Here is a 12,185-nt window from a genome sequence, read left to right as displayed (position 1 = left end):
TTATCGTCAGGTTCGGCTGCTGCCGTCAGATTCTTAATCCTTTTACAGGTCTCGATAACCATTATGTTAAAACGATTTGCTTTGATTCTTTCACTCACCTCTTCACTCACGTTTGCCTGTGGCCTTCACCAAGATACCGGGTTTAGTTTGGTGACAGAGCCCGGTTCACTAGAGGTGTTTGGCAACGTCATCACAGCCAGACAAGACAATGAATTCAACAACCTCAATAAGCCAGATCACTTTCGACTCTTTGCCATCAAAGCTGCGCTTTCAAAACCCCACCCAAGCAAAATTGAGTTCAATTTATTCGAAGCAATTAAAGGTCATTACAGCCAAGTGAAGTTTGAGAAAGGTGTCGATGTGTCAGGCAGAGATACTTTGCCTACCGAGGAAGATCTCTTACTGATTACGGAACTCGATGTGTTCGATGCGCTAGCAACTGGCACCATCTCTTGGGATCACGCGATACTAAACGGCTTAGTGATCATCAACGGCCCACAAGATAAACGAGAACAGCTTGAAGATTGGCTTGGTGATATTTTTGAAGGGTAATAGCTTAAAGCAGAACAGATAAAATAAAGCGGAACAGATAAAAGGTCGTCAAACCCTCGGACTTCAGAACATTGAGGGTTCAACGACAAACTTAAGTCAAAAAAGCGTAGGCAACGGTATCAACTCCAGCCCCAGCACACCACTGATGCTCATTACCACCAGCAGAGAGACCTTGAAGACGGTCTTTGACCACTGGAGGTAGTTGAGGCAATCAACCTTACGGAATGTCACTTTGGTCCACATAAAGCAAACCGCTGCCGACACCGCTAAGTATTCATAACCCGCCTCTCCGAGTAAAAATAACCCCAGAGCAACTGCTCCAAACGCCACCACATACGCTTTCATGTGTTGATGTGCTTTGTCGACGCCCTCTTTCACCGGTAAAACGGGAATGCCTGCATCGCGGTAGTCTTGAATGCGGAACATCGCAATCGCATACGAGTGTGGCATCTGCCATAAACAGAACATGATGAACAATAGGACGGCTTCTAAGCTCAGGTAGTTAGTCACGCCAAGGTAACCAACCAATGGAGGAACCGCGCCAGAGATGCTTCCCACTAAGGTGCCGTAAACCGAATTACGCTTGTACCACATGGTGTAGAAAAAGACGTAAAACACATAGCCAAGCAACACCACAACCGCAGACATCGGATTAACAAATTGAAACAGCAGCGCCGTGCCTACCAACAACATGACTAACGCATAAATGAATGCGACGTCTGTGTTGATGTTGCCCAGAACCAATTCGCGGTTCTGGGTACGTTTCATTTTTTGGTCAATATCTCGGTCAAAGATGTTGTTGACCACACAACCTGATGCAATCACAAGCCCTACACCCGCTAATGTCGTCAGTAACAACATCGCACTGGCTGGTTCTGTTTTTGCGGCGAGGAAGAACCCCGCCGCAACAGAAATCAGGTTGCCGAAAATGATGCCCGGTTTGGTAATAGACAAATATTTTTTCAGCATACCTTGGCCTACAACTTCATGTTGACGTTCATGTTGTAGATGATCCATACCGAGCCAGCGATAAGAATCAATACAACAATGGCAGTAAACATCAATGACACCAAGTTCCAACGCCCATCGGAAGATTTCGCTTCCATATGTAAGAAGTACTTAAAGTGCACAAAGATTTGCACCAGCGCACAACCGAACAAGATCACGTAAGTTTCCGTGCTTGGTAGCGCATGTGACCACACAATGTAGAACGGAATAATGGTGAGAATTAGTGACGCAATAAAACCTTTCACATAATCCGTTGCACCGCTGTCTAGATGCTGTTCCATTACATCACCCCCATTAAGTACACGATGGTAAATACGCAAATCCAAACGATATCAAGGAAATGCCAGAACAGGCTTAAGCACTGGAAACGCATCGACATGTTGTCGTTCAAGCCTTTGGTTGAAAGCTGGTGATACGCCACCGCCATCCAAATCAGACCGAACGTTACGTGCAATCCGTGTGTGCCAACCAAGGTAAAGAACGCAGAAAGAAACGCACTCTCTTGAGGGCCATAGCCTTCTGCAATCAAGTGATGGAACTCATACACTTCCATACAGATAAAGGCTAAACCCAGTACGAAAGTCACTTTTATCCATCGCTTCAGCCCGGTAACGTCTTTGCGCTTCATTGCAATCATGCCAAAGCCAAAGGTGATACTACTGAACAACAGCATCATGGTTTCGACAAACACGAACTGCAGTTCAAAGATGTCTTTGCCTGTCGGCCCTGCGATTGATCCACTCTCAAGCACGGCATAAGTCGCGAAAAGCGTGGCAAACAGAACACAGTCACTCATCAAGTAAACCCAGAAGCCAAACAACTTGTTGCCCGCAGCTTCGTGGTGATGATCATGCGAGTGTGCAAGATCATAAGTGTGTGACGGAATATTAGCTTGCATACGTCGTCTCCAAGTCATCTTTTTTGTCGTTGTTATCAGTGTCAGCGCTGTTACCACGACCAGAATGGTCGCCTTTCACTGACTGTTTCTTAGCTTCTTCAAGCTGTGCACGTCGAGCCGCTTCAATCGCTTTGATCTCTTCAACTTCCACGTAGTAGTCCACATCGTCGTTGTAACTGTGTTGAATACACGTCACCACGATGCCTACTAGGCTTGCCGCCGCTAGCCACCAGATGTACCAGATCATTGCGAAACCAAATGCCAACGCCCATGCAGACACATAAATGCCTGTCGGTGTGTTCTTCGGCATGTGAATACGTTCGTATTCTTCTTCCTGAGTTGGATCAAACTCATCACTTTGCTTTTGATACCAGAACGAATCGATCTCATCGCCCTTAGGCAACTTTGCAAAGTTGTAGAACGGCGGTGGTGAAGACGTTGCCCATTCGAATGTACGTCCACCCCATGGGTCACCGGTTAGATCTCGGTTTTGGTCGCGGTCACGAACACTCACGTAAATCTGAACGAACTGACACACCACACCCATCGCAATTACGCCGGTACCTGCAGCCGCAACCGCCAGTAGAGGGAAGAACTCAGGGTTGATGTCTTGGCTCAAACGACGCGTCATGCCCATAAAGCCCAGAGCGTAAAGCGGCAAGAACGCCATCAAGAAACCGATGATCCAGCAGTAGAATGCGCGTTTGCCCCAAAGCTCGTTCAGAGTGAAACCGGTCGCTTTCGGGAACCAGTAACCAATCGCAGCAAAACAACCGAAGACAACACCACCGATGATTACGTTGTGGAAGTGAGCAATCAGGAATACTGAGTTATGCAGAATGAAGTCTGCACCCGGTACTGCCATTAACACGCCCGTCATACCACCAACGGTGAAGGTGATAAGGAAGCCAACTGTCCACAACATAGGTGTTGTGAAACGGATACGACCTTTGTACATGGTGAACAGCCAGTTGAAGATCTTAACCCCGGTCGGGATAGAGATAATCATGGTTGCGATGCCAAAGAAGGCATTCACATTGGCGCCAGAACCCATGGTGAAGAAGTGATGCAGCCAAACCACAAACGCTAAAATAGTGATAGCCACCGTCGCCCATACCAGTGAGGTATAACCAAACAGTTTTTTGCGAGAGAAGGTTGCAGTCACTTCAGAGAACACACCGAAGATAGGCAAGATTAGGATGTACACCTCAGGGTGTCCCCATGCCCAAATCAAGTTCACATACATCATCACGTTGCCACCAAGGTCATTGGTGAAGAAGTGCGTGCCGATGTATCTATCCAAAGTCAGTAACGCGATGGTGACCGTTAGGATTGGGAAAGATATGATGATCAGGATGTTGGCACACAGAGATGCCCAAGTGAACACTGGCATCTTCATCATTGGCATAGATGGAGTACGCATGCGCAAAATAGTCGCGAAGAAGTTCACTCCCGTTAACGTGGTACCCACACCTGATATTTGCAGTGCCCATATCCAATAATCGACCCCGACTCCCGGGCTCGCCTCAATGCCAGACAACGGCGGATACGCCAACCAACCCGTACGGCCAAACTCACCTAAGCCAAGCGACATGTTGGTTAGGATAATACCCACCACAAATAGCCAGAAGCTCAAGTTATTCAGATAAGGGAATGCAACATCACGAGCACCGATTTGCAACGGCACGATGATGTTCATCAAACCGATAACCAAAGGCATCGCGACGAAGAAAATCATGATCACGCCGTGAGCCGTGAAGATCTGGTCGTAGTGATGTGGCGGCAAATAGCCCGTTTCACCGGCTGCAGAAAGCAATTGCTGGCTACGCATCATGACCGCATCAGCAAAGCCACGAACTAACATCACCATCGCAACAGCAATGTACATGAAGCCCAATTTTTTGTGGTCTACCGACGTAAACCATTCATTCCAAAGGTATTGCCACTTACCGGCTTTGGTTACCGCGTACACCACTAAACTGCCCACTAAAGCGATCATGGTTAACGTGACCAAAATAATGGGCTCGTGGTAGGGAATTGAGTCTAGAGTTAATCTTCCAAACATGACGATTATCCTTGGGTTTCCGGCAAACAGTTCATTGAACCAGGGTGCAGGGTCACGACATCAGTGAATAAAAATGGTGGGATACTGGAGAACAGAGTCACAGGTTCAGCCACACTTGGCGCGGCCAATGAACGGAACTGCTCCCAATCTTCAATGCGATCAGGGCTTGCTTTCACTTTTTCCACCCAGTTTAGAAATGCCACTTGATCAGGCATCGCTGATGCAGTGAATTTCATCTGTGAGAAACCTTTGCCACTGTAGTTCGATGCAAAACCTTTGAAGTCACCCTCATGGTTAGCAATCAAGTTCAGCTTGGTCACCATTCCCGGCATCGCGTAGATCTGCGAACCAAGACGCGGGATAAAGAACGCGTTCATGATGTTGTCTGAAGTTAGCTTAAACGTCACCGGTACATCTTTCGGGAACGCAACATAGTTAACCGTCGCAATGTTTTGCTCCGGATAGATGAACAGCCACTTCCAGTCCAGAGAGACCACTTCGATCACCATAGGTTGCACATCACTTTCCAGAGGCTTGGAAGGCTCTAGTTCGTGTGTTGTTCGCCAAGTGATGGTGGCTAGAATCGCGATGATGATGATTGGAATCGTCCATACCACTATTTCAATTTTGGTTGAGTGCGCCCAGTCAGGTGCATACTCTTCCGTGGTATTGCTCTCGCGGTATCGGTAAGCAAAGTAGATGGTCATCAGAATCACTGGGATGACGACAATCAACATCAGCAACAGAGCCGTGATAATCAGCTCTTTTTCCTGAACGCCAACGCTACCTTTTGGGTCGAGCAATGCGGAGTTACATCCTTCGAGCATCAGAATGGTTCCCAGCAAACCAATCTTCGACAAACTTGTCCTCGATAAAATGCGTTTATATCTTGAAGCTTCCATTAACTTTCTCGATGGTTATCCAGCCTCAGAACGAACGCCCGAGTACTGGTTGTCATGGTCATTAGAATATTTATGTGTTGAGCATGTGAAACGACACATCTCAAAGCGAAACTGAATTAAGCCCATTTCTGCATAGTTAAAACTGCCAAATTCAAACGACAGCACAACGCGGCCGAAACATTGCCGCGCGGTTAAAACCACACAAAAAATATGACTTAATTGTTACACTTTGAAATGCATTGTTACATTTGGCGCATTATGAGGAGTCGAAATTGAAAGCTCACCAAACAAACTTGGAAACTAACCTTCCAATTATGAAAGTGAAACATGGAAAACAGAGAAGGAATTAGCTACACGACATAGGCGTGCTACACATGCAAAACCAACACTGATAAGGGATGAGTAAGAATCGGGAGAGTCGGCGACCAACAATGATGAAGCGAAGTGATGTTTGGGTACATTAGAAAGCGTGAATTAAACAAAGCGTGATGAACATCAAACTTATGAATTCACATAGGATTTTAATGGTATTTAGAAAAGATATTGCTCCAATCAGAAACCCATTAGATATTCGAATAACACACTACTTTTCATTCGCAATAATGTCCGTGAGGTGCCGAAAAATAGTGTCAAAGATCGACCTGAAAAGCCGATTTGATGAGTATTTTTATCTGTTTTAAGTGGGTATTACTCCCCTCAAAGGAGAGGAGTAATCGTCCTTAAGAAAGGGATTATGCTGATGCTATGACGACTTTCTTACGCTGGTTTTTAGTCATTAAATGATAAACCACAGGCACAAAGTAGAAAGAAATAAGCGTGGTTAATACCGTTCCGCCAACAATCGCGACCGCGAACGGAGGCCAGAAACCACCGCCAGCGATGATCAATGGCATAAAGCCGCCAACAGTCGTTATCGTGGTTGAGCTGATATGGCGAGTACACGACATCACAGCTTCAACGACTGCATCTACATTCCCGGAGGAAGCCTCTTTATCGAGTTTCAATTCGGTCAAAATCACAATGGCCGCGTTAATCGCTAAGCCCGCAATCCCAAGCATCGCGATAATCACCGTAAAGCCGAACGGATAACCGAAGATCCATACCGACAACAGCCCTAGTCCACCAGCCAACCCTGCTACCATGAAGATGATGCTGCTCATTCGGAACGAGTTGAATGACATCACCACCACCAGCACCATCAATACCACCACGACTGCGACATTCGAGATGAGGCTGTTGACTGAATTGTCTCGCTCCGCTGATTCGCCACCAAAACCAATGGTGTAACCCGATGGCATCTCATAGCTTGCTAAGCGTTTTTGGAATTCATTAAGTACGGTTTGAGGTAAGACACCCGCTTCAATGTAACCCTCGATGGTATTCACACGCTGCCCGTTACGACGAGTAATCGCACCGCGACTGGTCGTCAATTCCAGTTCTGCCAGCGTCGAAACATTGATCCCTGTTGAGTAGACATCAGAACTGATTGGCAGACGAATATTGCTTAAGTGAACCAAGTTTTCACGCGCCTCATCTGCCACACGAACACGGATTGGTACCGACTCACTGCCTTCAATCACAGAGCCACTTTCACGACCTGTCAGAGTAGTTTGCAGCATACCTGCGAACTGGTTCAATGAAATACCATTCAGCTTTGCGGTGTCTTCATCAACCTTCAACCACACCTTCGGAGTACCTGGTTGCAGCGTTTCCCTTGTGTGCGTCACATGAGGAACACCCGCCAAAATCAATCGCACATCCTCACCAATCGCTTTCAACGTATCGAGGTTTTCACCATAAACACGCAGCTCAACAGGCGCAGTAAATGGAGGCCCTTGATTAAGCTTTCGTACCAAGATTTGTGCTTCCGGCACCTCGTTATCCAACACCTTTTGCAACTCAGGAATCAGCGCATTGGCTTGATCAAAGTTCTCTGTTTTCACCATAGCTTGCGAGAAGTACGACGCATTATTTTGCCTTGCTTGCAGGTTGTAATAGAAGGATGGGAAGTTTGCACCCACGAGCCAATCGATACGCTCCACTTCAGGGTAACGATGAATGATATCGTCGATTTTTTCAGAAGTATTTTTAGTGGCGTAAATGCTCGCTTGAGGTGGCATATACACCTGAATCTCAAACATGTCTCGGTCTGATGGCGGGAAGAATTGCTCAGTCAGCTGAGACATACTCCAGTAACCGGTAAACGGTACCAATAACACCAAAGCAATCGTGATGATTGGATGCGTGACGCCAAAGCGAACAGAAGACGAAAACCAACGCGTCAAAGCAGGAATTCTCAAACCCGTCATGTACCAATGGTGCTGCCCTTTCTTGTCGACATCACTGAGTTGTTTCGGCAGTAGCTTGGTCGCTAAGCCTGCGATTAAGGTGTGCGAGATAATGTAAGAGCCGATCAATGAGAAAGAAACGGTAATCGCAATACCACCGACAAATTCACCCGATGCTCCCGGCATCAAGATAATCGGGGCAAACGCCAACACGGTAGTTAAGGTTGAGCCTAATAACGGCACCCATAAATGCTTCAATGCATTCATGGTCGCTTCTGCTCGTTGTTGCCCTTTCAAACGATACGCCTGAATGGTATCGACCATCACCACCGCGTTATCAACCATGATCCCGAGCGCCACAATTAGGCCTGTCACCGACATTTGGTTAATCGGCACACCGGTCATTTTCATGATCGACAAGGTCAATAATGAGGTTAACGGCAGAGAAATGGCGACTAAGATCGCGGCACGCACGCCTAAAGTGACAAACAGCACAATCAAAATCAGACCGAAACCGATCATCAAGCTTTTGCCTAAATCGTCTAAGCGAGTCTCGGTATAACCTTGCTGATTAAAGAGCACGGTCACCTTAACGTTACTTGGTAACTCTTGCTCAAATTTACCAATCAGAGCATTAGCTCGCGACGTCCAGTTATCAACTCGCAGATCAGGGTGCATTCTTGCCGCGACAATCACACCCGTCTCACCATCAACAATAGCAATCTGGTCTTGTGGGGTTTTCTCACCACGTTTCACCGAAGCAATGTCTTCCATACGGATGATGTGACCTTTGCTATCAGTGGCTATTGGCACTTGCTTAATGCGTTCAATGGAATCCAGTTCAGATTTAATTTCTAAGCCAAAGCGAGAATAAGCACTGACCAGTTCACCCGCCGAGTTCTTGGCGTCTGCCCCTTCGAGCGATTCAGCGATATTGGCGCTTGAACGCCCTAGAGCAGCGGCATCGGCCGTACGTAAACTGATTTGAATCTCTTCTTGCGGCATCCCGTATTCATCTACGAATTCGGTACCCGTCAAGGTTCGCAACCGCTTGGCGAGCTCTTTGGCATAACGGCCCAAAGTTAATCTGTCAGGCTCGCCTGCACCAGACCAAGTTAGAGATGCGATAGTTGTGAAAGCATAGGTATGATCACTATCGAGATCGGGAGAGTGAGAGCCCGCAGGCAAAATGGATTCGATGTCAGATAGCTTGTCGCGAGCTTGAGACCAAACCGGCTCAGGCTCGGTGATGGTGTCATTCAATTCTAAGGTGACAATAGACACGCCCGGTCTTGACGTCGAGCTCACGAGTTTAACCTCACTTAACTCGCGGAGCTTGTTCTCGATAACCTCAGTAACTAAGGTTTCAACACGCTCGGCACTGGCACCGGGGAAACTGGTAGTAATGTTCGCGTAACGGTTGATGATCACCGGATCTTCTGCACGCGGCAACGTCATGAACGCAGAAATACCACTCACCATCAGCAGTGCGGTCATTAAGATAAGCAGTCGAGTGTTGGAAATAGTCTCTATGATTTTCATGCTATTTCCTATTCAGCACTAACGCTTGCTGGCTTCACGGTTTGTCCGGGAACTAAACGATGTAAACCACTGGCAATCACTTGTTCACCGTCTTCAATCGCCCCACTCACGTAGGCTCGTTGGTTGTTGGCAAACAACACCTGCACGCTTCGACGTTCAACCTTATTATCTTCACCAATAACGAAGATATTCCACACACCACGTAAACCATCGATCAAACCCGTGAGCGGAACCCAGTAACCTTGGTCATCGATTTGCTCATCAAACTTAAGGTACGCAAGTTGCCCTTCTAAAACAGAAGCTTGCTCCGGAAACAGGTAACGTAGGCCAACACTGCGAGATTGAGTATCCACCATCGCCCCCGGATTAAGCAGGCTCACAGCGAAATCGTCTCGCCCGACACGAATACTTGGCGAAGAAAGTGAGGTGACTTTTTGCATTTGGTGAGCAGGAATACCGATGAAGGCCTCTTTGCCCTCAGAAGCGAGCAGTGTAAGAGTTGGATTACCCACATTCACCACATCTCCGAGCGAAACAAAGCGCGTCGCGATGGTTCCAGAATAAGGCGCAAGCACTGTCGACTTCACCAATTTCAGTTCATTGCCTTTTACCGATGCATCGATGCGCAACAAGTTCGCCTGCAATACGCGTTGCTCACTGGTGAGAGAATCAATCTCCGCTTCGGCACTGAAGCCTTTCGCTTTCAATGAACGTTGACGTTTAAGGTTCGCTGCCACCAAACTCAATTGAGCTTTGACTTCTTCAGCCTGCGCTTTCAGTTGGCTAGACTCGGTTTCCAAAAGTTGGGTATCCAGTCTGATCAACGGCTGACCCGTTGTGACTGTGTCACCGACATCCACCAGAATCTCGTTTACTTTTCCGGCCAACTCGAAACCTAAATTGGCCTGTTGACCCGCCTTAACCACACCGACATATTCGCGCTGTACCGCATACGATGGAGAGCGTTCCAAAGCGACAGTTTCTACTGTTAAGACTGTCGACGCTGCACTATTCGATTCCACTGCAGCATTATCTGCATCGGATGCTGTCTCGGCTTGTGTATTTTCACCACACCCGACAAGAAGAGTCGACAACGCCACTGCTACTGCGCTTCCCTTCATCAATTTATACATACTTCCTGTTCCTATGCGGTACTCAATTATGTTCTTTTTTTAGACTAACCAAATCAAACTAGACTGTCTAGTTTGATTGTGTTAAAAATAAGTTTCATCGTTAATGATTGATAAAACCATCACAAAAAGCATAATGCTTAGCGTAAAACGAGACACATAGAACTGAGCACCAACAGGCACCAAGCAAAGAGACAAACTAGGTAACGAGACAACACTAAGCAACGAGAAGCAAGCACGTGACTAAAATCATCAAGAGTGAACAGAAGAGATCGCAGATCTTAACCGCAGCCAGCCAACTTTTCTCTGAACATGGCTTCAAGATCAATATGGACCAGATAGCCAAAGCAGCGAACGTTTCTAAGCAAACGGTCTACTCTCACTTTAAAAACAAAGACGAACTTTTCGAAACCTGCATGCAAACTAAGTGTGCCGAGCGCGAACTCAGCCCTTCTGCTTTTGATATGAATGCCACTTTGGAAGACGAATTGGTGAAGTTTGGTGTGAAGTTTCAAGATTTGTTACTTGATGAGCAGTCCAGACAGACCTTTCAAAATGCTGTGAGCCAATCCAACACGCACCCAGAGATCGCCTCTATCTATTTAGAAACTGGGCCTCAGAAAACCACCAAATTACTTGCTGATTATTTGCAGTCGAAAATAGACTCTGGTGATCTCACACTGTCGACATCAAGCTCGCCAGTCATTGCAGCACGCCAACTGTTGCTGATGTTTCACGGCAAATCGGCGTATTGGGGATTCTTCGGACACGATAGCGGAGAATCTGAAGAAGAAAGACTTCACTACACTCGCGAATGTGTCGCGCTATTCTTGAACGGCAACCAGCCTCGTTAATTGTAGCTCTATCTTTGAATAAAAAAGGCACAGAGAAATTCATCCTCTGTGCCTTATCAATCATCAGTCACTCTCAGCAATAACAGCGATCGGTTTATTGGGTATGTTCCACAACGATCAGCTCATCGGTATTGAAGCCACGCTCTTTCGACATGGCTTTAAACTTCTCCATCACTTCTGGTGCGACTTCAGGCGTTCTTGCGAGTAGCCATAAGTAATCAGTGTCGGGCCCAGAAACAAACGCGTATTGGTAGCCCTCTTTGTCTAATTCAAACACGACATAAGCGCCGTAGAAAGGGCCAAAGAAAGACACTTTCAAATAGCCTTGTTCAGAGCCCTCAACGAAGTACGCTTTTCCTTCCGCTTCGTTCCACTCACCTTCTTCCGCCGAATAACCACGGTTAATCACCTTCACGCCCCCATCATCACGAAGGCTGTATTCAGCGCTGATGTTGTCTAAGCCACGCTCAAACGAGTGATCCAAACGAGCCACTTCGTACCATTTCCCTAGGTATCGTTCCAACTCAAACTGTTGAACAGGCTTTACCGTTTCGGGCATGCCAACACAACCACCCAATAAGATCACGCTAAGCAGCAATAATATTTTTTTCATCCTAACCTCGACTTGTTTTTATTAGTAATGCGAGTAAGTCTCTTGAAAACATAAACTTACATCCTTGGTAATACGTTAAATCCATTTTTATAGCTCACTTAACTGTAATTTATTCAGAACCTTATGTGAATTGTTTAGTCTGCGAATGGATTCGCAATCCTTTATTGACGAGCTGTATTCCCACAACCACCTCAAAAGGCACTGGAATTACATTCAAACAAGAGAGCAACCAAGGACACTTTATTATTAAAAATTCACGATATGATTCTCGCCACTCGCTTTCTATACTTACTAAACCGTGGAACATGGAAGAGGCTTTGTTTCCTAATTGGA

General features: G+C 46.6%; 11 protein-coding genes. 2 read left to right on the top strand and 9 right to left on the bottom strand.

What is annotated here, in order from left to right:
* Positions 1–63: 63 nt before the first annotated feature.
* On the top strand, positions 64–552 hold the full coding sequence (locus tag AB4558_RS16890) for a hypothetical protein (protein ID WP_102321364.1): 489 nt from the start codon (positions 64–66) through the stop codon (positions 550–552).
* Between the two features lie 96 nt (positions 553–648).
* Here the strand turns inward: AB4558_RS16890 and cyoE are convergent, their stop codons facing one another.
* The 7 genes from cyoE to AB4558_RS16855 all read right to left on the bottom strand — a co-directional run bounded on the left by cyoE (position 649) and on the right by AB4558_RS16855 (position 10,388).
* Positions 649–1,521 (bottom strand): heme o synthase, encoded by an 873-nt coding sequence (cyoE, locus tag AB4558_RS16885; RefSeq protein ID WP_372073142.1) that lies wholly within the window; start codon positions 1,519–1,521, stop codon positions 649–651.
* An 8-nt stretch (positions 1,522–1,529) separates the two neighbouring features.
* Positions 1,530–1,841, bottom strand: coding sequence for a cytochrome o ubiquinol oxidase subunit IV (gene cyoD / locus AB4558_RS16880; RefSeq protein WP_010439794.1), 312 nt, complete (start codon positions 1,839–1,841; stop codon positions 1,530–1,532).
* On the bottom strand, positions 1,841–2,476 hold the full coding sequence (gene cyoC / locus AB4558_RS16875; protein WP_372073126.1) for a cytochrome o ubiquinol oxidase subunit III: 636 nt from the start codon (positions 2,474–2,476) through the stop codon (positions 1,841–1,843). The genes cyoD and cyoC overlap by 1 nt, the downstream gene beginning before the upstream one ends.
* The gene (cyoB, locus tag AB4558_RS16870) at positions 2,448–4,523 is read right to left on the bottom strand and encodes a cytochrome o ubiquinol oxidase subunit I (protein WP_372073128.1); all 2,076 of its coding nucleotides are present in this window, start codon (positions 4,521–4,523) and stop codon (positions 2,448–2,450) included. Before cyoB ends, cyoC begins: the two co-directional genes overlap by 29 nt.
* Positions 4,524–4,528: 5 nt before the next feature.
* Entirely contained in the window at positions 4,529–5,425 is an 897-nt protein-coding gene (cyoA, locus tag AB4558_RS16865; RefSeq protein ID WP_372073130.1) for a ubiquinol oxidase subunit II, read from the bottom strand.
* Between the two features lie 731 nt (positions 5,426–6,156).
* Positions 6,157–9,255 (bottom strand): efflux RND transporter permease subunit, encoded by a 3,099-nt coding sequence (locus AB4558_RS16860; protein ID WP_372073132.1) that lies wholly within the window; start codon positions 9,253–9,255, stop codon positions 6,157–6,159.
* An 8-nt stretch (positions 9,256–9,263) separates the two neighbouring features.
* Entirely contained in the window at positions 9,264–10,388 is a 1,125-nt protein-coding gene (locus tag AB4558_RS16855; RefSeq protein ID WP_372073134.1) for an efflux RND transporter periplasmic adaptor subunit, read from the bottom strand.
* Positions 10,389–10,624: 236 nt separating this feature from the next.
* Between AB4558_RS16855 and AB4558_RS16850 the strand changes: the two genes are divergently transcribed.
* Positions 10,625–11,239 carry a TetR/AcrR family transcriptional regulator gene (locus tag AB4558_RS16850; RefSeq protein ID WP_050634724.1) on the top strand — a complete coding sequence of 205 codons (615 nt, stop codon included), beginning with the start codon at positions 10,625–10,627 and terminating at the stop codon, positions 11,237–11,239.
* 94 nt (positions 11,240–11,333) lie between these two features.
* On the opposite strand, the gene AB4558_RS16845 is transcribed toward AB4558_RS16850, so the two are convergent.
* A complete protein-coding gene (locus tag AB4558_RS16845) occupies positions 11,334–11,852 on the bottom strand; it encodes a lipocalin family protein (protein WP_017060193.1) in 519 nt (172 codons plus the stop codon).
* 121 nt (positions 11,853–11,973) lie between these two features.
* The coding region (locus tag AB4558_RS16840; RefSeq protein ID WP_372073136.1) for a hypothetical protein at positions 11,974–12,185 on the bottom strand (212 nt) is incomplete at its 5' end.

This window comes from Vibrio sp. 10N.222.51.C5, from assembly GCF_041474575.1.
Lineage (GTDB): Bacteria > Pseudomonadota > Gammaproteobacteria > Enterobacterales > Vibrionaceae > Vibrio > Vibrio crassostreae_C.
This window is presented reverse-complemented; position numbering and strand designations above follow the sequence as displayed.

Bases quoted from the DNA above. Each gene is read 5' to 3' on its own strand.
- AB4558_RS16890 (WP_102321364.1), top strand. From the start codon at position 64: ATGTTAAAACGATTTGCTTTGATTCTTTCACTCACCTCTTCACTCACG.
- cyoE (WP_372073142.1), bottom strand. From the start codon at position 1,521: ATGCTGAAAAAATATTTGTCTATTACCAAACCGGGCATCATTTTCGGC.
- cyoD (WP_010439794.1), bottom strand. From the start codon at position 1,841: ATGGAACAGCATCTAGACAGCGGTGCAACGGATTATGTGAAAGGTTTT.
- cyoC (WP_372073126.1), bottom strand. From the start codon at position 2,476: ATGACTTGGAGACGACGTATGCAAGCTAATATTCCGTCACACACTTAT.
- cyoB (WP_372073128.1), bottom strand. From the start codon at position 4,523: ATGTTTGGAAGATTAACTCTAGACTCAATTCCCTACCACGAGCCCATT.
- cyoA (WP_372073130.1), bottom strand. From the start codon at position 5,425: ATGGAAGCTTCAAGATATAAACGCATTTTATCGAGGACAAGTTTGTCG.
- AB4558_RS16860 (WP_372073132.1), bottom strand. From the start codon at position 9,255: ATGAAAATCATAGAGACTATTTCCAACACTCGACTGCTTATCTTAATG.
- AB4558_RS16855 (WP_372073134.1), bottom strand. From the start codon at position 10,388: ATGTATAAATTGATGAAGGGAAGCGCAGTAGCAGTGGCGTTGTCGACT.
- AB4558_RS16845 (WP_017060193.1), bottom strand. From the start codon at position 11,852: ATGAAAAAAATATTATTGCTGCTTAGCGTGATCTTATTGGGTGGTTGT.